Source organism: Halopseudomonas aestusnigri (assembly GCF_002197985.1).
Taxonomy (GTDB): Bacteria; Pseudomonadota; Gammaproteobacteria; order Pseudomonadales; family Pseudomonadaceae; genus Halopseudomonas; species Halopseudomonas aestusnigri.
The window spans coordinates 20,247-41,420 of record NZ_NBYK01000015.1; the positions used below are offsets into that span (position 1 = coordinate 20,247).

Here is a 21,174-nt window from a genome sequence, read left to right on the forward strand (position 1 = left end):
CCCAGGCATATCAGGAGAGTAGAATGGCCAGAGGCGTCAACAAGGTAATTTTGATCGGTAATGTCGGTGGTGATCCGGAAGTGCGCTACCTGCCCAATGGTAATGCAGTCGCCAACGTCACCCTGGCAACCACTGACAGCTGGAAAGACAAGCAGACTGGCCAGATGCAGGAACGCACCGAGTGGCACCGTGTGGTGTTCTTTGGCCGTATCGCCGAGGTGGTTGGCGAGTACGCGCGCAAGGGCTCCAAGCTGTACGTCGAAGGTCGTCTGCAGACCCGCGAGTGGGAGAAGGACGGCGTCAAACGCTATACCACCGAGGTTGTGGTCGACATGGGCGGTCAGATGCAGCTGCTCGACAGCCGTCAGGGCGGTGGCGAACAGGGCATGGGCCAGGCCCGCCCGCAGCGTCCCGCAGCCCAGCCGCAGGCCGCCGCGCAGCCGCAGCAGGCCGCGCCGCAGCAGTCGGCACCGGATTACGACAGCTTTGATGATGACATTCCGTTCTAGAATGTAGCTGTCGCCGTAACCCGGCATGACCTAGGATCCTGTATCCCCGGTCTGCCGGGTTTTTTTATGGCTCGTGAAAGCTCCTGTGTCGCAGATGATGCCGGGCAGCGGGTTGCCCAATCACTCCAGCACAGAGAGAGCAACATGTCAGAGGTGTATTTCGTTCGTCACGGTCAGGCGTCGTTCGGCAGCGACAACTACGATCAGCTGTCACCAAAGGGGCATCAGCAGGCGCGGATGCTGGGCGAATACTTCGCGACCCAGCAGCTGCAGTTTGATCACATCCTGACGGGTGACATGGTGCGCCACCGCGAAACGGCCGAGGGCATCTGCGCCGGCATGGGGGTTGAGGCCAGCGGCTTTCAGGTCTTTCCGGAGTTGAACGAGTTCGACTTTCACTCGATTCTGCACGCCTTTCTTGCCCAGCATCCGGAGCAGGCCTTGCCCGAAAAGCCGGCTGTTGCCGACTTTTTCAAACGCCTGAAACAGGGCATCGTGCTCTGGTCCGAAGGTGAATTGCAGGGCGATCTGCCGGAAACCTGGGCCAGCTTCGAGGATCGTATCCTTTCGGTGCGCGAACACATCATGACCAGCTACAAGGGCAGCAAAGTGCTGGCTGTGAGCTCTGGCGGCGCCATTGCCATGCTGGTGCGTCAGTTGCTTGAGGCGCCCAGCCGGACCATGGTCGAGCTGAATCTGCAGACCCGCAACACCGCGATCATTCAGTGCGTGTTCAACCAGCACAACATGCGCTTGAGCAGCTTCAACAGCGTTCCGCACCTCGATAGCCTCCAGCACCGTGACCTGATTACCTACACCTGAATTTCCACAGGTGACGTAGTGGACCTGAGACTGCACAATACAGGCTGTCTCGGGTTATCAGGATCAAGGGTCAACAAAGCATGCGGATGCGGGTGTTGCTGCTGGGCAAGTCGTCACTCCTCGGGCGCGCACTGACGGTGCAGGCGGCAGCGGAAGACATTGAGTTTCTTACGCTGGAAGAGGAGCCCGCCGATTGGCAACCGTCTGCTATCGCCGGGTGGCTGGACACTTTGCAGCCGGATGCGGTTGTTGATCTGGCCTTCTACCACCAGCAGTTTCAGGTGCTGGCACCCACTGCCGAAGCGCTGGATCAGCATACGGCATTCGCCCGGCAACTGATTGCGGAATGCCAGCAGCGTGATCTGCTGTTGTGCATGCTCTCCAATACGCGTGTGTTTGACGGCAGCAAGGGGCAGCCCTACACCGAGAAGGATCCGTTGCAGCCAATTGGTCTGCACGGGGCGCAGCAGGCTGCGCTGGACAGCTTGCTGGAGCAGTGCTGCCCCCGTCATTTGCTGCTGCGTTTCAGCTGGGTTCTGGATTCGTCCGAAGGCGGCCTGCTGCAGCGTCTTATCAGTCAGTTGTGCAGCGGTGAGACCGTCGTACTGGCCGAGGAGTGGCGGGGGAACCCGACTCCCGTGGCGGATATGGCGCGGGTGGTGTTGAGTGCGCTCAAGCAATTGGACTGCAACGCCCAGCTGTACGGGTGTTATCACTATGCAAGTGGAGAAATGGCCAGCTGGATCAGCTTCGCCCGGACACTGGCTCAGGAACTGGTGTCCTGCGGGCGAATCGAGCGCGAGCCGGGCATTGAGCCGGTTGCCTTCGAGACCCAGCCCGCCGCGGCAGTCGAACCGCGCAACGCGGTGCTCAGCGGACGTCGCCTGCTGCATGTCTTTGGTATCAAGCCGCGCACCTGGCGCATCGGCCTGCCCGAATTGCTGGATAAAAAAATCCCCTGAGATCACAAGGATCCCAGGGGAAAGTGCAGCCGTGAGTGCGGGAGGAGGGCTTAGAACTTGTAGCCCAGGCTCACCATGTAGACCATCGGATCGATTTCGACGTCAACCTTGCCTTTATTGCCGTTCAGCTCGAAAGAGGCTTCGGTATCGATGTCGGCGTACCAGATGGCGCCGTTCAGAATCAGGCGTTCGCCAATCTGATAGTCAACGCCGGCTTCCAGGGCAAGACCGATGGAGTCATCCAGGTCCAGGTTGCTGAAACCGGCGGCCTTGTTGGCGCTGGTAAACTCTTCACTGAAGAAGGTGGTGTAGTTCAGGCCGGCACCGACGTAGGGCTGCAGCTTGGAAGCACTGTGCATCGGGAAGTACTGCAGGGTGACGGTCGGTGGCAGGTGCTTGATGTCAGCCAGTTTGCCCACGCCGTTCAGGTTGATGCTGTGTTCGAACGGAGTAGCGCCCAGGATGCCGATGCCCACGTGCTCGGTCAGCATGTATGTGCCGGTGATACCCAGCTGGACGTTGCTGTCGACGCCTACATCGGTGCCGATATCAGCGCCATTGAGAGTCACGTTGCTGCTGTCTTCCTGCGGGTCGACGGCAACCGCGCCAACGCGAACGATGGCGTCGCCTGCCTGGTAGGCCTGAGCGGTAACCGAAACGGCCAGCAGTGCAGGGGCGAAAAGGGCTGCAAGGCCGAGGCGGGATGCGAAAGCTGACATGTTCTGTCTCCTAGTGTGTTGGACAGGTGCAACTGTACGAGCAAGCGCAGTAACGACTATTGATCTGGAGCAAGTTGCTGGCAGAGTTGAGTGCGGCAGGCTGCCGCAGGCTGTGACTGAGGTCACGGTTGCCCGCATTGCCAACAAAACTGACAATGGCTGTCTTTGGCCGTCTTCAGGTGGCCGGTGAGTTCGAGGAACGCTGGATGAAACCATTATGGCTGGCGGTGGTGCTGCTGACATTGCCGTTGACGCTGCAGGCACAGCAGTCTCTTGAGCAGGCGCAGCAGCAGAGTCAGGCGCTTGTTGATGACGCGGTCGCGGCGCAGCAGCGTATCAATGAGCTGGATCAGGCAACCCGCGCCGCGCTGGAGGCTTATCGCCACGCCGTGACCCAGGCCGATGCCCTGACCGATTACAGCGAGCGAATGCAACAGTTGGTCGCGAGCCAGGCAGACGAGATCGCGAGCCTGCAACAGCAGATCGACAGCGTCGCCGACACCCAGCGGGAAATGCTGCCGCTGATCCGGCGCATGATCGAATCGCTGGATGCCTTTATTGCTCTGGATCTGCCCTTCCTGCTGGACGAACGGGAGGAGCGGGTCGCCCGTTTGCAGGCCCTGCTGGTTGACCCCGATGTCAGCGTCGCGGAATTGTACCGTCGGGTGCTGGAGGCCTATCAGATCGAGAGTGAATACGGCCGCACGCTGGAGGCCTGGCGTGGCGCGCTCAAGGATGGGGATCAGCAGCGGGTTGTCGAGTTTTTGCGGGTTGGTCGGCTGATGCTGTTCTTCCAGAGCCTGGATGGTCAGCATCAGGGCTACTGGGACGCCGCCCATGGGCAATGGCAGGCGCTGCCGTCCAGCTATCGGCGTGCGCTGGACCAGGGGATGGCGATTGCCCGCAACGAGCAGACGCCGCAGATGTTGCGTCTGCCGATGCCGCAGGTCAGTGTGGAGGTGGCTCCATGAAGTGGCTTGCTTTCCTGTTTGTCTGTTTACTCGCGCCGCTGGGGCAGGCACAAACACTGGACAAGGACGCCCTGCTGCAAAGCATTCGTGATACCCGTAGCGCCGAGCAGGCAGCGATGCAGGCGCGGGAGCAGCAGTTTCTGCGCGAGCGTGATCAGCAGCAACAGCGGCTGGCGCAGGCGCGTGCGCGGCTGGCTCAGGCCCAGGCCCGGGCCGATCAGCTGGATGCGCAGTTCAAGGCCCAGGGTGACCATCTGGCTGCACTGAGAGAACAGCTGACCCAGCGCAGCGGCAATCTCGGCGAGCTGTTCGGGGTTGTACGCCAGGGCGCCGGGGATACCCTCGGGCAGTGGCAGGATTCGCAGCTCAACAGCCGTTTTCCCGAACGGCGCGACGAACTGGAGGCGCTGGCGCAAAGCAGCAGAATCCCCAGTGTCGAGGCGCTCGAGCAGTTCTGGTATCGGTTGCAGCAGGATATGACCGCCAGTGGCGAGGTCGCCCGGATCAGCGCATCTGTGGTTGATCGCCAGGGCCGCAGCGCGGCGACCCCGGTGGTGCTGGTCGGCCCCTTTGTTGCCCTCTCCGAACCGGGTTATCTGCTGTATCAGTCAGACTCCGACAGCTTGCAGCTGGCCGCCCGTCAGCCGGGTAGCAGCGGGCTGGTTGCCGACTTTCTCGCGCCCCGTGAGGTGCCTGCCGATATCCTGATCGATCCTGCCCGAGGTCAGGTCATCGCCCAGCTGCAACGCACGCCGGACCTGCTGACGCGCGTGTCGCAGGGTGGCATCGTGGGGTATGTGATTGTGACGCTGGGGGTGCTGGGCGTGCTGCTGGCGCTGGCGCGGCTGATCTGGCTGCAGCGGGTGCAGCGCGGCGTGGATCGGCAGATTGATGACCTAGACGCGCTGCGCAGGGACAATCCGCTGGGGCGGGTGCTGAGCGTGATCGGCAGCAAGCCGCGACTGGAGGAGCTGGACACCCTTGAGCTCAAGCTGGATGAGGCCATTCTGCGCGAGACGCCGGCGCTGGAACGCTGGCAGGGTCTGATCAAACTGCTCGCTGCGGTGGCACCGTTGCTTGGTCTGCTGGGTACCGTGACCGGTATGATCGTCACCTTCCAGGCTATTACCCAGTACGGCAGTGGCGACCCGAAACTCATGGCAGACGGCATTTCTCAGGCGCTGGTAACCACCGTTCTGGGCTTGCTGGCGGCCATCCCGCTGCTGTTTCTGCATACCCTGGTAGCGGCGCGCAGCAAGGCACTGATTCAGTTGCTGGAGCAGCAGAGTGCCGGTCTGATCGCGCTGCATCTGGGTGGCGGAGAGTCGCGTGACTGATCTGCTCTGGCGCCTGCTGGCGTTCCTCGACAGCGGTGGCTGGGTGCTGTGGACCATTTTGGTTGCCACCGTAATGCTGTGGACGCTGATGCTGGAGCGGCTGTGGTATCTGGCGCGGGTGTTTCCGCAGCAGGCGCGGGCGTTGCAGCAACGCTGGCTGGCGCGCGGTGAGCGGCGCAGCGCGGCGGCGCGGCATATTCGCACCGCCTGGCTGGCGCAGGCGCAGGCACAACTGATCCGGTTTCTGCCGCTGGTGCGGGTGCTGATCGCGCTGTGTCCGCTGCTCGGGCTGCTGGGCACGGTCAGCGGCATGATTCAGGTATTTGACGTGATGGCGCTCAGTGGCAATGGTAACCCCCGGGCGATGGCCGCCGGTGTGTCGCGCGCGACGGTGCCGACCATGGCCGGAATGGTGATCGCGATCAGCGGTCTGTTTTGTCTGGCACGGCTGGACCAGCAGTCGCGGCGTGCGCTGCAGCGTCTGTCCGACCGCCTGCAGCAGGATTAGGAGAGCAACTGATGCGCATGCGCAGACATCACGCCGGTAGCGAAGACGAAGCGGGTATCGACCTGACACCGATGCTCGACATTGTTTTTATCATGCTGATTTTCTTTATTGTCACCAGCTCCTTTGTGCGCGAAGCGGGCATTGATGTGTTGCGCCCGAGTGCAGACAGCGCGGTGAGCAAACCGCGCGCCAGCATCCTGGTCGCGGTGAGCGCCGATGGCGAGATCTGGATGGACGGCAAGCCGGTCGATATTCGTGCGGTGCGTGCCGGGGTTGAGCGCATGCGCGTCGATCAGCCGGACAGCACGGTGGTCGTTCAGGCTGATCGCGATGCCCGTACCGGCCTTGTGGTGCGGGTGATGGATCAGATCAGGCTGGCAGGCGTCAGTGACGTGGCGCTCGCCGCTACGGCGGGACAGTGATGCGGCTGATCGGCAGCTTTTTGCTGGCGCTGCTGGTTGCCCTGGCGCTGTTTGGCCTGATGCTGGCGCTGGTGACGCCACCTGAACGGGCGCAGATGCCGGAGCGCGAACTGGTGCGCATCGGTGTCACCCGCAGCGTTGCCGACAGCCGCAATGAACATCAGCCGCAGCAGGCCGTGCCGGAACGCCCAACGCCACCCCAGCGTCCACCATTGCAGCTGCCTGCCGTTGAGGCGCCGCCATTGCCAGCCCCTGAACTGAAAATTGAAATTCCACAGTTGCAGGCGGACCTGCGCCTCAGCGCTGCCCCGGTGTCACCTCCGCTGGAGGCGGCTGCCGTCGGGCCCTCGGCTGCGGTCAGTGCACCAGCCGTGGCGTCGCCTGCCCATGGCGCTGTGGCGGGCAGTTCCGAGGAACTGGTGCCGCTCAGTGAAGTGCCTCCGGACTACCCGATGCGGGCGGCGGCGGCCGGAATCGAGGGTTCTGTGACCCTGCGGTTCACGGTCAGTGCCGAAGGCCGGGTGGAGGATATCGAGGTGATCGCCTCGGAGCCGCCTGGTGTCTTTGATCGTGCGGCTAGGCGAGCAATCAGTCGCAGTCGCTTTGTACCCCGGCAGGAGAACGGCGTACCGGTCGCACGGGAGGCTACCAAGGTGTTCAACTTTGTCCTTGAGGGCAAGCCCTGATGCGTGGCTGGCTGTTTGGCTGGTTGCTGCTGGCAACGCCGCTTTCGGCTGCGCAGATTGATCCTGCCGTCTACAAGGCGCTGGACGATGCGCGGGCTGCCGAGCAGCGCGGCGATACGACCGGCGCCCGGCGGCAGTTGCAGGCTGCTCTGCCAGCGAGCGCGGAGGGAAGTCTTGAGCGGGCGTTGCTGCAGCAGCGGCTGGCTTACCTGGCGATTGACGCTAACGATGCCGAGCACGCGATTCAGTGGCTGACCGAGACCCTCAGGCAGGATGCTCTGGGCGCTGAAGTGCAGGCGCAGGATCGTGCCAATCTGGCGCGGCTGTTGCTGCAGCAGGGGCGCTATCAGCAGGCGGCGGTTGAGCTGGCGCTGTTGCCACCGAGTGATGCTACCCGTCAGTTGCAGGTGCAGGCGTATCGACAGCTTGGGCAGTTCGACAAGGCACTGCCGCTGGCTGAGCAGGTGGTACGCGAGCGCCCGGCGGCGGACGACAGCTGGTATCAGTTGCTGGTTGGCATGAATTACGAACTCAAGCGCTACGCAGCGGCGGCGCGCTGGCAACAGGTGCTCCTGCAGCGTGCCCCCGGAAACGCCGCCAGCTGGCGCCAACTGGCGAGTCTGCAGAGTCTGGCCGGTGAACAGGGCAAGGCGGCGGCGACCATGCGGCTCGCGCAGCTGGCCGGCGTCGGTCTGCAGGCGTCTGACATGGAGAGCCTGATTGCCCTGCACGCCCGTGCGGGCGCGCCATGGCAGGCAGCGCGATTACTCGAACAGCTACTGCGTGAGCGCCTTCTGCAAACGACGCTGGAGCGACAGCGCCAGTTGGCGCAGTTGTGGCAGGCAGCGCGGGATTACCCGCAGGCGCTGACGATCTGGCAACAGGTAGCTGGCGCTTCCGGGCAAACAGCGGATCGGCTGCAGGTGGCCTGGTTGCACTACCAGCAGGCGCAGTGGCAGGACGTGCTTGCTATGGTTCAGGGGATTCAGCCCGCCAGTGCCGCCCAGCGTCGTCAGCTTGCCAGCCTGAGGGCAGCGGCGCAGCAGGCGCTGGATATGGATCAGTAGGCAAACTCTTCGATCGCACTGGCCTCCAGCCGGTAACCGGCGCTGGCCAGTTTGCTTTCGCTCTGCTCAACCCGCAGCTTGCCGGTAATCCAGTACGGTACCCAGGTGGCGTCCAGCGCAATACCGATTTCGCTGTGGACCAGCACGATCTGGTTCGACGGCGGAGGCGGCACGTGGATGCAGGCACCGAAGTAGGGTACCAGCAGAAACTCGGTAACGCGCTGGTTGGGGTCTACATTCAATGGCACCACATAGCCCGGCAGCTTGACCTCCTGGCCGTCCAGCTCGGCGACGGTCGGTGCGTTCGCCATGCTTTGAGTCAGCGGATTGGCTGGAGCCTGATCTTCCGACTGCAAACCGTTGTGCTGTGCCGGCGGCATGCCGTACAGGTGGCCGGTACCGGCGGGTACCAGGTCATCCCAGCTGAGCTCTCGGGCGGCTTCGGCCGGCAGGATCAGCAGACTGAGGGTCAGGGCAAACAAGTGTGTCAGGCGCATCAGGCTTCCTGCAGAAATCAAAGACGAATGGACAGGCCATCGAGCAGTGCCTGACGGTAGGCGCGCCAGGCCGGAATGCAGCCCATCAGCACGCTGGCAGCGACGATGCAGGCCAGTAACGTCAGTTCGCTGCGGGTCGGCCAGCTCAGGGGCATAAACAGTCCGTATTGTTGTTCCAGCCAGGGGGCGGTAATGGCGATGCCAGCGTACAGCAGTCCCAGCCCGAGGGCGATGCCGGCAAGGGTAAGGCTCACCGCCTCCAGTAATAGCAGGCTGAAAATGTGCAGCGGTCTGGCGCCGACCGAGCGCAGCACGGCCATCTCGCGGCGGCGCTCGTTCAGGCCGCTGAGGATGGCGGTGAGCATACCGACCAGCCCGGTCAGCACGACGAACACCGAGACCAGCAGCAGCGCCTTTTCGGCCACGCTGAGCAGGCTCCAGAGCTCCTGCAGGGCAACGCCCGGCAGAATAGCCAGCAGCGGCTCGCCGCTGAACTCGTTGATCTGGCGTTGCAGCGCAAAGGTGTCGATGCGGCGGTTTAGCCCGAGCATGAAGGCGGTGATGGCGTGCGGTGTCAGGTCCAGCGCGCGCGCCTGCTCGGCACTGATCTGACCGGCTCCGCGGGCCGGCATGCCCTGCTGCCAGTCGACGTGCAGGGCCTCGATACCCTGCAGACTGACGTGGATTGTGCGGTCGACCGGTGTTCCGGTTTTGGCCAGAATGCCGACGACCTTGAAGGGCTTGTCGGCATGGTTGACGAAGCTGACGGCGCCGGCGCCGTGGGCCAGCACCATCTCGGTACCCAGCTGGTATCCCAGTTCGCGTGCCACGTCCGCGCCGAGCACGGCGTCGTAGAGATCGGCAAATGGCTGCCCCTGACTGAAACTCAGGCTGCGGTCGCGACCAAACTGGTAATGGTCGAAGTAGGCCTGACTGGTGCCCAGCACGCGAAAGCCGCGGTGCGAGTCTCCGAGCGACAGCGGAATCGCCCATTTGACCTGCGGCTGAGTGCTGATCTGCTGAAAGCTGTCCCAGCGGATGTTGTTGGTGGCGTTGCCGATGCGAAATACCGAATACAGCAACAGTTGTACCGAGCCGGAGCGTGCGCCGACGATCAGATCGGTGCCGCTGACGGTGCTGGCAAAGCTGCTGCGGGCCTCGGTGCGCACCCGCTCTACCGCCAGCAGCAGGGTGACGCTCAGGGCGATGGCAATGACGGTAAGCAGGGCGGAAAAGCGGCGGTTAGCCAGGCTCTGGATGGACAGGCGCAGCAGATACATCAGAAGGTCTCCGGCTGGCTGGCGCGGTTCAGCTCGGCCAGTGACAGGGCGCGATCAAAGCGGCTGGCGAGGCTGGTGTCGTGGCTGACGAACAGCAGGCTGCTGCCCATCTGTGCGCATTCGTCGAACAGCAGCTTGAGAAAAGCATCGCGGCTGTCGGCATCCAACGCCGAGGTTGGCTCGTCGGCGATCACCAGCTCGGGGCTGCCGATCAGGGCGCGGGCGGCGGCCACGCGCTGCTGCTGGCCGATCGACAGGGCATTGGCACTGCGTTGCTGCAGAGTGATGTCACTCAAGCCGAGCTCGCGCAACAGGTGCCCGGCAGCGGTATTCAAATCGGGCTGCTGACGCAGCGCGCGTTCACGGCGCAGGCTGGAGAAGCGACAGGGCAGGGTGACGTTGTCGAGTACCGAGAGATACGGCAGCAGGTTGAATTGCTGGAACAGGTAGCCGGTGTGGTCGGCGCGAAAGCGGTCTCTGCGCAGGGCGGATAGTTGACCCAGTGACTGGCCAAGCAGATTGATCTCGCCCCTCTGCGGCTGGTGCACTCCGCCGAGCAGTCCGAGCAGCGTGGTCTTGCCGCTGCCGGACGGGCCCTTGAGAAACAGCCGCTCGCCTGCTTGCAGGCTGAACGCCGGGATGTCCAGCAAGGTTGGCTGGCCCGGCCAGGCAAACTGCAGGTCAGTGACCTGCAGTAGAGGTTTGGTCATGTCGGCTTCAGTCCAGTGACAGCGTGGGTTGGTCGGCGGTCAGCACGGCGCCATGCTGGCCGCTGGTGGTGATGGCCTGCACCTGAATGCGCTGCATCGCCGGGAAGCTATTGAACAACGGCAGGGTCAGCGCTTCAAGTCGCTCGGGGGACGAGCAGTTGAAGCCAAAGCGGCCCTCGATATCGGCATGTGCGCTGTGTTCGTGGTCGTGATGATCGTCGTGGTCATCATGCTGTTCATGTTCGCCATGTGCGTGATCATCATGCCGCTCATGCTCATGCTCATGCTCATGCTCATGCTCATGCTCATGCTCGTCGGCGGCAAACAGCGGACTTTCCAGCTCGATCTGCTGAAGTGTGCAGCCGGCAGCCGGGGTGAAACTGAACAGCGTGTCGGCCTGCTCGAGAGCCGCTTTGACGCGGGCGACGGTGGCGCGATCCTCGTCAGTGCCTGGCGTGTGTTCGAAGCCAACCAGATTGGCCGCGGGGCTGTCGAGCTCCAAGCTCACCAGATTGCCGTCCACCACCAGATTGAGACTGGCAACGCCGTGCTCGTGGGCGCCGAGGCTGGCGTGCTGGTGGTCTTCGGCAAAGGCGCCTTGGCTGGAAAACAGGGCGATGCTGAGGGCAAGCAGGGTGCGGCGCATGGTTGGGCTCCGGTTTGAAATAAAACGTTATCTTATTTCATTTTTTCACCAAAACAACCCTGAATTGAGGCTCCCGGCCGCGCGGCTGTGACGAAGCGGGAGCCTGCGGTCGATCAGTACAGGGCCTGATAGAGCTTGCGGCGGTACTGCACGGTGAGCGGATGATCGCCACCCAGCAGATCAAACACCTGCAACAGAGTCTTCTGCGCGGCGCCGTCGTTCCAGCTGCGGTCACGCTGCAACAGCTCAAGCAGGGCAGTCAGCGCGTTATCGCTGTGGCCCGCGGTGAGATCGAGCAGGGCTAGCTGGTAGCGTGCTTCGCTGTCGGCGGCATCGGCGTCAAGGCGGGCCTGCAGCGCTGCGCGGGGTGCGAAGCCGGTGCTCTGGCGGGCGAAACTGAGCTGGGCCTTGAGCGCACTGAGGGTTTGTTTGTGGCTGTCCTTGTTCTGGACGGCGTTGATCACCTTGTCGGCGTCATCCAGTTGGCCGTCGGCCAGCAGCGCGCGGGTCAGGACCAGCAGCAGCGCATCGTCGGTTTCCGCCTGCAGCGCCGGTTGCAGCAGGGCAATGGCCTGTTGCGGCTGACCGGCATCGATCAGCGCCTGCGCCTGAGCGGCCAGATCCTCTTCCGGCGCTTCGGCAGCGGCAGCGGGCTCGTTGACGTGCGGCGCGAGCAAGTCGCGAATCGCGCCCTCGGGCTGCACACCGGCGAAGCCTTCGACCGGCTGACCGTCCTTGAACAGCACCACGGTCGGCAGGCTGCGAATGCCGAAGCGTTCGGTCAGACCGGGCTCGGCATCGCAGTTGACCTTGGCCAGCAGCAGTTCGCCCTCGTAGCTGTCGACAATCTTTTCCAGTACCGGAAACAGCGCCTTGCAGGGCGCACACCAGTCGGCCCAGAAGTCGACCAGCACGGGTTTGTGGAAGGAGTTTTCGAGTACATAGCGATCGAAGGTATCGGTGGTGGCGTCGAACAGGTAGGGCGATGACATGGGCTATTCCGCTGCGGTGATATCGAGTCTGGCTTATATGGTGGCGCTGGCGCCAAGGTCAAGGACTGAGCTGATACAGGCTGACGTCGCGAAACTCAAGCGGCTCACCCAGATCCGGCCAGGTTCGGCCCGGCAGAATGGCGCTGCGGCGGTAACGCGGGTGGGTCAGGTTGCGTACCCGGGAGTCGGCGATCAGCACCTTGTTGGCACGCTCGGCGAAGTGGTCGAGCAGTGGCCGGTTGTCGACGTCGTAGAGCACGTCGGCGGCGATCAGCAGATCGATCTCGCCTTCGACGGCGAAGTAGTCATCCGACAGCACGATCTGCATGTCGTTGAGTCGGGCGTTGAGGGCGCAGGCCAGCAGTGCGGGCCGGTCCAGGTCACAGGCGATGGCCTGTTCGGCACCGGCCATGCGGCAGGCCAGCGCAACCACGCCGGAGCCGGCGCCGAAGTCCAGTACCCGCTTGCCGCGTACCTGTTCGGGGTTGTCCAGCACCCAGCGCGCCAGGGCCAGGCCGCTACCCCAGCAGAAGCCCCAGTAGGGCGGATGCTCCAGCAGCCGGCGGGTTTCGTCAGTGGCGAAGGCGCGGTCCAGATTACTCGGATCGAGCAGCCACAACTCCAGTTCCGGCAGACCCGGCAGGCGGCTCGGCACAAGCGCGGCGTCGGGCAGAACCTTGTGCAGTTCGGCGGTAAGTGCTTCGAGGGTCATGGTCGGGTTCCTGAGATCAGACGGGTATTGTAGCGACTTCACCCGCTGCCGGATGCTGCGGCGTCAGCGGAATGTCGGCCAGCCGGGTGCGCAGGAACTCGATCAGCGCCCGGGTGGCCAGGGTCGGATAGAGGTTGGGCGCGGTCAGCAGATACAGGTGATCGCCCCAGGCATCGACCCGGGCGCGGTAGTCGGGCAGCACGGCTGTCAGGCTGCCGGCATTCAGCTCCTCGCGCACTGCGTAGTAGGGCAGCAGCGCGCAACCCAGCCCCTGCAGCGCGGCGCGGCGCAGGAACAGCATGTCTTCGGTCTGCAGGCGTGGACGCAGGGTCAGCTGCTGGCTGTGCCTGCCATCGTGCAGCTCCAGCGGCAGGCGCAGATCCGGCACCTTGACGCTCACCACGTCACAGCGCAGCAGGTCTTCCGGGTTCTGTGGCCTGCCGACACGTTGCAGGTAGCCGGGGCTGGCGCACAGGACCCAGTCGATGGGACCCAGATCACGAGCCACCAGCGTATCCGGCGGGGTGTTGGTGACGCGAATGGCAACGTCAATTTCCTCGGCGACCAGATCGAAGATGCGGTTGCTGAAGGTCAGTTGCAGGGTCACATCCGGATAGGTGTCGGCGAATTCCAGCAGCAGCGGGCCGATGATCTGCTGGCCCAGCGCGGAGGGTACGCTCAGACGCAGGTGGCCGCGCAGGTTGCGGCCGAGGTTGTCGACCGTTGATTGCAGGGCGCTCAGTTCCTGGCTGATGCGGGCGGCGTGCTCGTAAAGTGCCCAGCCAATCTGGGTCGGCTCTACCCGCCGGGTGGTGCGGCGCAGCAACTGCACCTGCAGATCCTGCTCCAGTGCCTTCAGACGCCGGCTGATATGCGAGCGCGAGGTACCAAGCCGGCGGGCGGCACCGCTCATGCCGCCGGCTTCGACGATGGCGCTGAAGTACTGCAGGGTTTTGATATCCATGATTGTTGCCGATTGGTAAACAGTTTGGGCATTGTGTGTGCGCATTGTAGATCAAAGTAGAGGCTTCTATAGTCGTCCAATCACAACTACAAGGAATCGAACCATGAGTCTGCCCCCCGTGCTGCAAGGCAATCTGAGCTTGCCGGTCATCTGCTCGCCGCTGTTTATCATCTCCAACCCCGACCTGGTCATTGCCCAGTGCAAGGCCGGTGTTGTCGGCTCGTTTCCGGCCCTCAACGCGCGCCCGGCCGAAGTGCTGGACGAATGGCTGCAGCGCATTACCAGCGAGCTGGCGGACTACAAGGCGGCGAACCCGGATGCGGTGGTAGCGCCCTTTGCGGTCAACCAGATCGTGCACGGCAGCAACGACCGCCTGCAGCACGACGTCGAGCTGTGCGTGAAGTACAAGGTGCCGATCATCATCACCAGCCTGCGCGCACCCAATGACGTGGTTGGCCCGATTCACAGCTACGGCGGTCTGGTGTTCCACGATGTCATCAACGTCAAGCACGCCAAAAAGGCGATTGAAGCGGGTGTGGATGGTCTGATTCTGGTGTGTGCCGGCGCCGGTGGCCATGCCGGTCAGCTCAGCCCGTTCGCGCTGGTGTCGGAAATCCGTGCCTTCTACGATGGCCCGATCATTCTGTCCGGCTCGATTACCAAGGGTGAGCAGATTCTCGCGGCGCAGGCGATGGGCGCGGACCTGGCCTATATGGGCACCCGCTTTATCGCCACCCATGAAGCCAATGCCGATGCGGCCTACAAGCAGATGCTGGTCGATACCACGGCTGACGATATCGTTTACAGCAACCTGTTTACCGGCGTGCACGGCAACTATCTGAAGCCCAGTATCGTCAATGCCGGCATGGACCCGGACAACCTGCCCGAAGGCGACAAGAGCAGCATGAAGTTCGGCTCCGGTGGCAGCAGCAAGAGCAAGGCCTGGCGCGATATCTGGGGCGCAGGGCAGGGTGTCGGCAGCATCGCTGCGGTGACCTCGACCGCCGAGGCCGTCAGCCAGCTGGAGCGTGAATATCACGATGCGCAGGCGCGCCTGGCGCGTATTACCCAGCCGTTTGGCAGCAAGGCATGACTGCTGCACTGGTTTGCGGCGAGCTGCGCCGCGACGGGGAGGAGGTTGCGCAGCGGGGGCTGCGGCTGGCCGGTGGGCTGGCCCGAATGGGTATCGAGGATGGCGATGTCATCGCCGTGATGCTGCGTAACGGCCCGGCGTTTATTGATGCGATCCTGAGCTGTCAGACCGCGGGCTGCTTCTACTGCCCGATCAACTGGCACTTCAAGGGCGATGAGGTGGCCTACCTGCTGAACGACTCGGCGGCCAAGGTGCTGATTGTCGAGGCTGATCTGCTGGCCACGCTGGATGGCGCGATTCCGGTGGGCGTGCAGGTGCTGGTGGTTGGTGCCGGTGCTGAGGATGCGCGTGACTACGAAGGCTGGCTGGCGCAGCAAGCGCCATACGACGGTCCCGAGCGCACGCCGCGGGCGCACATGGCCTACACCTCGGGTACCACCGGGCGCCCGAAGGGGGTAGTGCGGCTGGCGCCACCGCCGGAGGCGCGCGCTCAGATGGCCGAGCATATGCGTGAGCTGTGCCGGATTGCCTGGGGCATTACCCCCGGCACCCGCGCGCTGGTGACCGCGCCGCTGTATCACAGCGCGCCAACGTCCTATGCCCAGCAGGCGATCCAGCAGGCTGAGACGCTGGTGGTCATGCCGCGCTTCGATGCCGAACAGACGCTGGCGCTGATCGAACAGTACCGGATCGAGACCGTCTATCTGGTGCCGATCATGTACGTCCGCCTGCTGCGTCTGCCGGCCGAGGTGCGGGCCAAGTACGATATTTCGTCTGTGCGCTTTGTTGCCTCGACCGGCGCGCCCTGCGCTCCGGACGTTAAACAGGCGATGCTCGACTGGTGGGGCGACGTGATTTTTGAAACCTACGCCTCCAGTGAGACCGGCATGATCACCCTGCAAGACCCCCAGTCGGCGCGGCGCAAGCCGGGCAGCGTCGGTCGGCCCATCGGTGACACGCGGATTCGCATCGTCAGCGAAGACGGTCGCGAGTGCGGCGTGGGTGAGCCGGGCGTGATCTATGTGCGTCAGCCGATGGTGCCGGACTTCACCTATCTGAACAACGAAGCGGCTCGCGCCAAGGCCGGATTGGACGATCTGGCAACCGTCGGTGATATCGGCTACCTCGATGCCGACGGGTACCTGTATGTCTGTGACCGCCAGTCCGACATGGTGATCTCCGGTGGCGTGAACATCTATCCGGCGGAAATCGAGCATGTGCTGATCACCCTGCCCGGGGTGCGCGACTGTGCGGTATTCGGTATCCCGGACGCGGAGTACGGTGAGTCTCTGATGGCCGTGGTGGCTGTTTCTGACCCGGCGCTGAATGAAGCTGCGATTCAGGCGTTTATCCGCAGCAACATGGCCGGGTACAAGGTGCCCGGGCGGGTCGAGCTGGTCGATGTGCTGCCCCGGGATGACAACGGCAAGGTCGCCAAGCGCAGGCTGCGTGACAGTTACCTGACGGCTCCCGTGCCTTGACGGGTGCGACAATCTGGTAGTTGAAATGTAATGACACATTTCATCCGCGGCCTACAAAGAGGTAAGATGTAGGCCGTTTTTTATTCACCTGGGAAAACCTGCATGCATTGTCCATTCTGTGGCGCCCATGACACCAAGGTGATCGACTCCCGCCTTGTGGCCGAGGGCGATCAGGTGCGCCGGCGACGCGAATGTTTGGCCTGTCAGGAGCGTTTTACCACCTTCGAGACCGCCGAGCTGGTGTTGCCACGGGTCATCAAACAGGACGGGCGGCGTCAGCCCTTCGACGAGGACAAGCTGCGCGCCGGTCTTCAGCGTGCGCTGGAGAAACGCCCGGTCAGCGTCGAGCAGATCGAAGCGGCCATTGGTCATATCAAGCACCGTTTGCGGGCGACCGGTGAGCGCGAGGTCAAGGCGCTGGCTGTCGGCGAGATGGTCATGCGCGAGCTGAAACAGCTCGACGAAGTCGCCTATATCCGCTTCGCGTCCGTTTATCGCCGTTTCCAGGACCTCAATCAGTTCCGTGAAGAGATCGAGCGTCTGGCTCGGCGCGATCAGGACGAATCCGATGCCTGAGTGGAGCGCGGCAGACCGGGAGTGGATGAGCCGGGCATTGATGCTCGCCGAGCGGGGTGTCTACACCACCGAACCCAACCCGCGGGTCGGCTGCGTGCTGGTTGCTGACGGCCGGATCGTCGGCGAAGGCTGGCATGTTCGGGCCGGTGAAGGCCATGCCGAAGTAAACGCGCTGGCGCAGGCCGGCGATCTGGCGCGCGGCGCAACCGCCTACGTTACCCTTGAACCCTGCAGCCATTTCGGTCGCACGCCGCCGTGCGCCGATGCGCTGGTCAAGGCTGGCGTCAGCCGCGTGGTGGCCGCCATGCAGGACCCCAATCCGCAGGTTGCCGGCAATGGCCTGAACCGGCTGCGCGAAGCCGGCATCGAGGTCAGCTGCGGGCTGCTCGAAGCGCAGGCGCAGGCACTCAATCCCGGTTTTATCAAACGCATGCAGCAGGGGCTGCCCTGGGTGCGGGTCAAGCTGGCGATGAGCCTCGATGGCCGTACCGCCATGGCCAGCGGTGAAAGCAAATGGATTACCGGCCCGGCGGCGCGCGCCGATGTGCAGCGCCTGCGGGCGCGCAGCGGGGCGGTGGTCAGCGGTGCCGACAGCGTGCTGCTCGACGATTCTGCTCTGACCGTGCGGGCCGCTGAACTCGGCTTGCCGGCCGCAGAGGCGGCCGCTGCCGCCGAGCGCCAGCCGCTGCGCGTGCTGATCGACAGCCTGCGCCGGGTTCCGCTCGATCAGCGCTTTTTCCGTGAAACGGGGTCAACGCTGGTTATCAGCACCAGTGCAGAACAGGCTGCCGACGATTATCGAGCTGCCGGCAGCGAACTGCTGGCGGTCCCCGGTGCAGATGGCAAGGTCGATCTGCACGCGGTGCTGCAGACCCTCGCCGGGCGAGGCTGCAATGAGGTGCTGGTGGAAGCCGGCGCCGGCCTGTCTGGTGCCTTCTGGCGTGCCGGGCTGGTGGATGAACTGATTGTGTATATGGCGCCGCGCCTGCTCGGAAGTCAGGCGCGGCCGTTGATGCAGTTGCCCTTCGAAAGCATGAGTGAGGCGATGGATGTTGCCATCGTCGACATGCGCGCAATTGGCCAAGACTGGCGCATCACGGCACGACCGATTTTCCCTTCCTGAGAGTGTAAGACAATGCAAAGTAGTGTGCAGATACTGCTGTGGATCATGGCGGTAGTGGCCTTTTTGGGGGTCGTGCTGGAAGAAGTCATCCACGTCAACAAGGCCAAGGTGGTGCTGCTGTTCGGGGCGCTGTCCTGGCTGGTGCTGTTTATCGCGGCGCCAAGCGATGCGGTACGGGAGCATGTGCAGGAGGCTCTCAACGAGAACATCACCGATATCGCCAGCCTCTGGCTGTTCCTGCTGGCAACCATGACCTTCGTCGCCTATCTCAACAAGAAGGGGCTGATCGAAAACGTCATCTATCGCATCCTCCCCGGACGCATTACCGAGCGCAAGCTGCTGTTTCTGACCGGCGTATTCTGTTTTGTCTTTTCCTCCATCGCCGACAATATCACTGCCACCCTGGTGTCGGTGGCGCTGGTGCTGAGTCTCAATCTGGAGCTGCGCAAGATGCTGCGCTTCGCCACGCTGGTGGTGTTCGCGGTGAACTCCGGCGGTGTCGCGATGATCACCGGTGACGTCACCACGCTGATGATCTTTATGGCCGACAAGGTCGAGATAACCAACCTGCTGCTGCTCAGTGCCCCGGCGCTGCTGGCCGTGCTGCTGCTGGCCGCTTTGCTGTCGATCGGCATGGGCAACGAGGTCATTATCGAAAAGAGCCAGCTGCACGAACTGCGCGGTGTCGATCAGGTAATCGGTGCGCTGTTCCTGCTGACCATCCTCGCAACCATCCTGCTCAGCCTGTTCTTTGCGATCCCGCCGGTGCTGACGTTTCTGACCGGTCTGGCGCTGATGTTCTTGATTGCACGGTTTTTCAATGAAGACATTGATGCAGATCCGATTCTGGAGTACATCCGCGTTATCGAGTTTGAGACGCTGCTGTTCTTCCTCGGCGTGCTGCTGCTGGTTGGCATGCTCCAGTACATCGGTACGCTGCAGAACCTGACCGCCCTTTACGACGTTATGCCGACCCTGCTGGCCAACTTCCTGATGGGCATGCTGTCGGCTCTGATCGATAACGTGCCGCTGACCGCTGCACTGCTCAAAGCCGACCTGCAGATGAGCGTCGCCGACTGGATGGGCCTGACCTACGCTGTCGGTGTGGGCGGTTCCCTGCTTATAATTGGCTCCGCTGCCGGCATCGTTGCCATGAGCAAGATGCCCGGCCTGACATTCATTACCTACCTGCGCAGCTTTGGACTGTTGCTGATGGCCTTTGCCTTCGGTTTCATTGCTGTCTACGGTCTGGGTCTGCTGGTCTCCTGACCGGCAACGGCGAAAGCGAGGCAATTCATGTTTACCGGCATTATCGAAGCGGTTGGTCAGATTCAGAGCATGCAGCCCAAGGGCGGCGATGTGCGTCTGTATGTGCGCACCGGCAAGCTGGATCTCGGGGACGTCAAACTGGGCGACAGCATCGCGGTCAACGGCGTTTGCCTGACCGCCGTTGAATTGCCCGGTGATGGTTTCTGGGCTGACGTCAGCCAGGAAACTATCCGCCGTACCGCGCTCTCTACCCTGAAGCCGGGCAGCCGGGTCAACCTGGAAAAGGCGCTGACGCCGACCACACGTCTGGGCGGTCATCTGGTCAGTGGCCATGTTGACGGGGTGGGCAAGGTATTGTCCCTTCATCAGGACGCCCGCTCCTGGCACTTCCGGGTTGAGGCGCCAGCCGAGCTGGCCAAATATATTGCCCATAAAGGCTCTATTACCGTCGACGGCACCAGCCTGACCGTCAACGCGGTGGAAGGTGCGGTCTTCCACCTGAACATCGTTCCGCACACCCTGCAGGAAACCGTCATGGGCGATTACCAGCCCGGCACCATCGTCAACCTGGAAGTGGATCTGATCGCCCGTTATCTGGAGCGTCTGCTGCTGGGCGAAAAAGCCGCCGAGCCGACCTCTACCGGCATCAGCATGGCGTTTCTGGCCGAAAACGGTTTCCTCAAGTCCTGATATAACCAGCCCCCGGAGGGCCGGATGAAACTGAACAGCATCGAAGAACTGATCGAAGATATTCGCGCCGGCAAGATGGTCATCCTGATGGATGACGAAGACCGCGAGAACGAGGGCGACCTGATCATGGCCGCCGAGGCCTGCCAGGCCGAGCACATCAACTTCATGGCCCGCTACGGCCGTGGCCTGATCTGCATGCCGATGAGTCTGGAGCGCTGCGAGCGGTTGAAGCTGCCATTGATGGTGCAGCGCAACGGCTCCGGTTTTGGCACCAAGTTTACCGTTTCCATCGAGGCTGCCGTTGGCGTCAGCACCGGTATTTCCGCCGCTGACCGCGCGCGCACCGTCCAGGCTGCTGCCGCGCCGGATGCGACCGCCGATGACATCGTCAGCCCTGGCCACATCTTTCCGCTGATGGCGCAGCCGGGCGGCGTACTGGCGCGTGCCGGGCATACCGAGGCGTCCTGCGATCTGGCCCGCATGGCCGGGTTTGGCGAGTCGGCGGTGATCTGCGAGATCATGAACGACGACGGCAGCATGTCGCGTCGCCCGGAGCTGGAAGAGTTTGCCAAGCAGCATGACATCAAGATCGGCACCATCGCAGATCTGATTCACTACCGTCTGCTCAACGAGCGCACGGTTGAACGTGTCGACGAGCAGCTGCTGAGCAGCGAGCTGGGCCAGTTCAACCTGGTCGCCTATCGTGATCGCACCGAAGATCTGGTACACCTTGCGCTGACGCTCGGCACCATTGAGCCGGAAGAGCCGACGCTGGTTCGCGTGCACAACGTGGATCCGCTGCGCGATCTGTTCCTGGTGCCCGAGGCCGGGCGCTGGAGCCTGCAGGAAGCGATGCGCCGGGTGGCGGCTGAAGGCCGTGGTGTGGTGCTCATGCTGGGTAATCAGGTCGATTCGGCTGCGCTGCTGGAGCACGTCAGCAACCTGGGGACCGGCAACGCGGCGGCACGCCGTCCGTCGACCTATAATACCGTCGGGGCCGGTTCGCAGATCCTGCGCGATCTGGGTGTGCGCAAGATGCGCCTGCTTTCCAGCCCGATGAAGTTCAACGCCATATCCGGCTTTGACCTGGAAGTAGTAGAATACCTGCCCTGCGACTGACCCATTGGCGAGAAAACGC

General features: G+C 63.1%; 24 protein-coding genes. 16 read left to right on the forward strand and 8 right to left on the reverse strand.

From position 1 onward, the window contains the following. The first annotated feature begins 23 nt into the window (after positions 1-23). The 3 genes from ssb to B7O88_RS15755 all read left to right on the forward strand — a co-directional run bounded on the left by ssb (position 24) and on the right by B7O88_RS15755 (position 2,293). A complete protein-coding gene (ssb, locus tag B7O88_RS15745; protein ID WP_088277389.1) occupies positions 24-509 on the forward strand; it encodes a single-stranded DNA-binding protein in 486 nt (161 codons plus the stop codon). A gap of 144 nt (positions 510-653) precedes the next feature. Then, positions 654-1,331 carry a histidine phosphatase family protein gene (locus tag B7O88_RS15750; RefSeq protein WP_088277391.1) on the forward strand — a complete coding sequence of 226 codons (678 nt, stop codon included), beginning with the start codon at positions 654-656 and terminating at the stop codon, positions 1,329-1,331. An 80-nt stretch (positions 1,332-1,411) separates the two neighbouring features. Beyond that, positions 1,412-2,293 (forward strand): sugar nucleotide-binding protein, encoded by an 882-nt coding sequence (locus B7O88_RS15755; RefSeq protein WP_088277393.1) that lies wholly within the window; start codon positions 1,412-1,414, stop codon positions 2,291-2,293. A 50-nt stretch (positions 2,294-2,343) separates the two neighbouring features. On the opposite strand, the gene B7O88_RS15760 is transcribed toward B7O88_RS15755, so the two are convergent. Further along, positions 2,344-3,012: an OmpW/AlkL family protein gene (locus B7O88_RS15760; protein ID WP_088277395.1), complete on the reverse strand. Its 669-nt coding sequence runs from the start codon at positions 3,010-3,012 to the stop codon at positions 2,344-2,346. Positions 3,013-3,218: 206 nt separating this feature from the next. Here B7O88_RS15760 and B7O88_RS15765 point away from each other — a divergent pair, with 206 nt between their 5' ends. The 6 genes from B7O88_RS15765 to B7O88_RS15790 are packed head-to-tail and all read left to right on the forward strand — an operon-like array spanning position 3,219 to position 8,003. Further along, a complete protein-coding gene (locus B7O88_RS15765) occupies positions 3,219-3,983 on the forward strand; it encodes a DUF3450 domain-containing protein (protein ID WP_160003202.1) in 765 nt (254 codons plus the stop codon). Beyond that, the gene (locus B7O88_RS15770) at positions 3,980-5,320 is read left to right on the forward strand and encodes a MotA/TolQ/ExbB proton channel family protein (RefSeq protein ID WP_088277399.1); all 1,341 of its coding nucleotides are present in this window, start codon (positions 3,980-3,982) and stop codon (positions 5,318-5,320) included. The genes B7O88_RS15765 and B7O88_RS15770 overlap by 4 nt, the downstream gene beginning before the upstream one ends. Beyond that, on the forward strand, positions 5,313-5,828 hold the full coding sequence (locus B7O88_RS15775) for a MotA/TolQ/ExbB proton channel family protein (protein WP_235005814.1): 516 nt from the start codon (positions 5,313-5,315) through the stop codon (positions 5,826-5,828). Before B7O88_RS15770 ends, B7O88_RS15775 begins: the two co-directional genes overlap by 8 nt. 11 nt (positions 5,829-5,839) lie before the next feature. Beyond that, positions 5,840-6,250, forward strand: coding sequence for an ExbD/TolR family protein (locus B7O88_RS15780; RefSeq protein ID WP_088277401.1), 411 nt, complete (start codon positions 5,840-5,842; stop codon positions 6,248-6,250). Continuing rightward, complete coding sequence (locus tag B7O88_RS15785; RefSeq protein WP_088277403.1) at positions 6,250-6,936, forward strand: energy transducer TonB; 687 nt, start codon at positions 6,250-6,252, stop codon at positions 6,934-6,936. The genes B7O88_RS15780 and B7O88_RS15785 overlap by 1 nt, the downstream gene beginning before the upstream one ends. Then, positions 6,936-8,003 carry a tetratricopeptide repeat protein gene (locus B7O88_RS15790; protein WP_088277405.1) on the forward strand — a complete coding sequence of 356 codons (1,068 nt, stop codon included), beginning with the start codon at positions 6,936-6,938 and terminating at the stop codon, positions 8,001-8,003. The genes B7O88_RS15785 and B7O88_RS15790 overlap by 1 nt, the downstream gene beginning before the upstream one ends. Here the strand turns inward: B7O88_RS15790 and B7O88_RS15795 are convergent. The 7 genes from B7O88_RS15795 to B7O88_RS15825 all read right to left on the reverse strand — a co-directional run bounded on the left by B7O88_RS15795 (position 7,997) and on the right by B7O88_RS15825 (position 13,804). Continuing rightward, positions 7,997-8,500 carry a DUF3299 domain-containing protein gene (locus tag B7O88_RS15795; protein WP_088277407.1) on the reverse strand — a complete coding sequence of 168 codons (504 nt, stop codon included), beginning with the start codon at positions 8,498-8,500 and terminating at the stop codon, positions 7,997-7,999. The two genes, B7O88_RS15790 and B7O88_RS15795, sit on opposite strands and share 7 nt — an antisense overlap. Before the next feature lie 17 nt (positions 8,501-8,517). Continuing rightward, entirely contained in the window at positions 8,518-9,780 is a 1,263-nt protein-coding gene (locus tag B7O88_RS15800; RefSeq protein ID WP_088277409.1) for an ABC transporter permease, read from the reverse strand. Next, positions 9,780-10,490 (reverse strand): ABC transporter ATP-binding protein, encoded by a 711-nt coding sequence (locus B7O88_RS15805; RefSeq protein WP_088277411.1) that lies wholly within the window; start codon positions 10,488-10,490, stop codon positions 9,780-9,782. Before B7O88_RS15805 ends, B7O88_RS15800 begins: the two co-directional genes overlap by 1 nt. Positions 10,491-10,497: 7 nt before the next feature. Next, a complete protein-coding gene (locus tag B7O88_RS15810) occupies positions 10,498-11,136 on the reverse strand; it encodes a DUF2796 domain-containing protein (RefSeq protein ID WP_088277413.1) in 639 nt (212 codons plus the stop codon). A 113-nt stretch (positions 11,137-11,249) separates the two neighbouring features. Continuing rightward, positions 11,250-12,128 (reverse strand): thioredoxin, encoded by an 879-nt coding sequence (trxA, locus tag B7O88_RS15815; RefSeq protein ID WP_088277414.1) that lies wholly within the window; start codon positions 12,126-12,128, stop codon positions 11,250-11,252. Positions 12,129-12,186: 58 nt separating this feature from the next. Beyond that, positions 12,187-12,840 carry a class I SAM-dependent methyltransferase gene (locus tag B7O88_RS15820; RefSeq protein WP_088277416.1) on the reverse strand — a complete coding sequence of 218 codons (654 nt, stop codon included), beginning with the start codon at positions 12,838-12,840 and terminating at the stop codon, positions 12,187-12,189. Between the two features lie 16 nt (positions 12,841-12,856). Continuing rightward, on the reverse strand, positions 12,857-13,804 hold the full coding sequence (locus B7O88_RS15825; protein ID WP_088277418.1) for a LysR family transcriptional regulator: 948 nt from the start codon (positions 13,802-13,804) through the stop codon (positions 12,857-12,859). Positions 13,805-13,907: 103 nt separating this feature from the next. Between B7O88_RS15825 and B7O88_RS15830 the strand changes: the two genes are divergently transcribed. The 7 genes from B7O88_RS15830 to ribBA all read left to right on the forward strand — a co-directional run bounded on the left by B7O88_RS15830 (position 13,908) and on the right by ribBA (position 21,155). Then, on the forward strand, positions 13,908-14,897 hold the full coding sequence (locus tag B7O88_RS15830; RefSeq protein ID WP_088277420.1) for an NAD(P)H-dependent flavin oxidoreductase: 990 nt from the start codon (positions 13,908-13,910) through the stop codon (positions 14,895-14,897). Then, a complete protein-coding gene (locus B7O88_RS15835) occupies positions 14,894-16,378 on the forward strand; it encodes an AMP-binding protein (protein ID WP_088277422.1) in 1,485 nt (494 codons plus the stop codon). Before B7O88_RS15830 ends, B7O88_RS15835 begins: the two co-directional genes overlap by 4 nt. Before the next feature lie 102 nt (positions 16,379-16,480). Next, positions 16,481-16,954 carry a transcriptional regulator NrdR gene (gene nrdR, locus B7O88_RS15840; RefSeq protein WP_088277424.1) on the forward strand — a complete coding sequence of 158 codons (474 nt, stop codon included), beginning with the start codon at positions 16,481-16,483 and terminating at the stop codon, positions 16,952-16,954. Continuing rightward, a complete protein-coding gene (ribD, locus tag B7O88_RS15845) occupies positions 16,947-18,077 on the forward strand; it encodes a bifunctional diaminohydroxyphosphoribosylaminopyrimidine deaminase/5-amino-6-(5-phosphoribosylamino)uracil reductase RibD (RefSeq protein ID WP_235005815.1) in 1,131 nt (376 codons plus the stop codon). Before nrdR ends, ribD begins: the two co-directional genes overlap by 8 nt. Before the next feature lie 12 nt (positions 18,078-18,089). Next, a complete protein-coding gene (gene nhaD, locus B7O88_RS15850; protein WP_088277428.1) occupies positions 18,090-19,346 on the forward strand; it encodes a sodium:proton antiporter NhaD in 1,257 nt (418 codons plus the stop codon). Positions 19,347-19,373: 27 nt separating this feature from the next. Next, a complete protein-coding gene (locus B7O88_RS15855) occupies positions 19,374-20,036 on the forward strand; it encodes a riboflavin synthase (RefSeq protein WP_088277429.1) in 663 nt (220 codons plus the stop codon). Positions 20,037-20,060: 24 nt separating this feature from the next. Beyond that, positions 20,061-21,155 (forward strand): bifunctional 3,4-dihydroxy-2-butanone-4-phosphate synthase/GTP cyclohydrolase II, encoded by a 1,095-nt coding sequence (gene ribBA, locus B7O88_RS15860; RefSeq protein WP_088277431.1) that lies wholly within the window; start codon positions 20,061-20,063, stop codon positions 21,153-21,155. Positions 21,156-21,174: the final 19 nt, after the last annotated feature.

Excerpts from the sequence above, each read along its gene's own strand:
- ssb (WP_088277389.1), top strand. The coding sequence starts at position 24 with ATGGCCAGAGGCGTCAACAAGGTAATTTTGATCGGTAATGTCGGTGGT.
- B7O88_RS15750 (WP_088277391.1), top strand. The coding sequence starts at position 654 with ATGTCAGAGGTGTATTTCGTTCGTCACGGTCAGGCGTCGTTCGGCAGC.
- B7O88_RS15755 (WP_088277393.1), top strand. The coding sequence starts at position 1,412 with ATGCGGATGCGGGTGTTGCTGCTGGGCAAGTCGTCACTCCTCGGGCGC.
- B7O88_RS15760 (WP_088277395.1), bottom strand. The coding sequence starts at position 3,012 with ATGTCAGCTTTCGCATCCCGCCTCGGCCTTGCAGCCCTTTTCGCCCCT.
- B7O88_RS15765 (WP_160003202.1), top strand. The coding sequence starts at position 3,219 with ATGAAACCATTATGGCTGGCGGTGGTGCTGCTGACATTGCCGTTGACG.
- B7O88_RS15770 (WP_088277399.1), top strand. The coding sequence starts at position 3,980 with ATGAAGTGGCTTGCTTTCCTGTTTGTCTGTTTACTCGCGCCGCTGGGG.
- B7O88_RS15780 (WP_088277401.1), top strand. The coding sequence starts at position 5,840 with ATGCGCATGCGCAGACATCACGCCGGTAGCGAAGACGAAGCGGGTATC.
- B7O88_RS15785 (WP_088277403.1), top strand. The coding sequence starts at position 6,250 with ATGCGGCTGATCGGCAGCTTTTTGCTGGCGCTGCTGGTTGCCCTGGCG.
- B7O88_RS15790 (WP_088277405.1), top strand. The coding sequence starts at position 6,936 with ATGCGTGGCTGGCTGTTTGGCTGGTTGCTGCTGGCAACGCCGCTTTCG.
- B7O88_RS15795 (WP_088277407.1), bottom strand. The coding sequence starts at position 8,500 with ATGCGCCTGACACACTTGTTTGCCCTGACCCTCAGTCTGCTGATCCTG.
- B7O88_RS15800 (WP_088277409.1), bottom strand. The coding sequence starts at position 9,780 with ATGTATCTGCTGCGCCTGTCCATCCAGAGCCTGGCTAACCGCCGCTTT.
- B7O88_RS15805 (WP_088277411.1), bottom strand. The coding sequence starts at position 10,490 with ATGACCAAACCTCTACTGCAGGTCACTGACCTGCAGTTTGCCTGGCCG.
- B7O88_RS15810 (WP_088277413.1), bottom strand. The coding sequence starts at position 11,136 with ATGCGCCGCACCCTGCTTGCCCTCAGCATCGCCCTGTTTTCCAGCCAA.
- trxA (WP_088277414.1), bottom strand. The coding sequence starts at position 12,128 with ATGTCATCGCCCTACCTGTTCGACGCCACCACCGATACCTTCGATCGC.
- B7O88_RS15820 (WP_088277416.1), bottom strand. The coding sequence starts at position 12,840 with ATGACCCTCGAAGCACTTACCGCCGAACTGCACAAGGTTCTGCCCGAC.
- B7O88_RS15825 (WP_088277418.1), bottom strand. The coding sequence starts at position 13,804 with ATGGATATCAAAACCCTGCAGTACTTCAGCGCCATCGTCGAAGCCGGC.
- B7O88_RS15830 (WP_088277420.1), top strand. The coding sequence starts at position 13,908 with ATGAGTCTGCCCCCCGTGCTGCAAGGCAATCTGAGCTTGCCGGTCATC.
- B7O88_RS15835 (WP_088277422.1), top strand. The coding sequence starts at position 14,894 with ATGACTGCTGCACTGGTTTGCGGCGAGCTGCGCCGCGACGGGGAGGAG.
- nrdR (WP_088277424.1), top strand. The coding sequence starts at position 16,481 with ATGCATTGTCCATTCTGTGGCGCCCATGACACCAAGGTGATCGACTCC.
- ribD (WP_235005815.1), top strand. The coding sequence starts at position 16,947 with ATGCCTGAGTGGAGCGCGGCAGACCGGGAGTGGATGAGCCGGGCATTG.
- nhaD (WP_088277428.1), top strand. The coding sequence starts at position 18,090 with ATGCAAAGTAGTGTGCAGATACTGCTGTGGATCATGGCGGTAGTGGCC.
- B7O88_RS15855 (WP_088277429.1), top strand. The coding sequence starts at position 19,374 with ATGTTTACCGGCATTATCGAAGCGGTTGGTCAGATTCAGAGCATGCAG.
- ribBA (WP_088277431.1), top strand. The coding sequence starts at position 20,061 with ATGAAACTGAACAGCATCGAAGAACTGATCGAAGATATTCGCGCCGGC.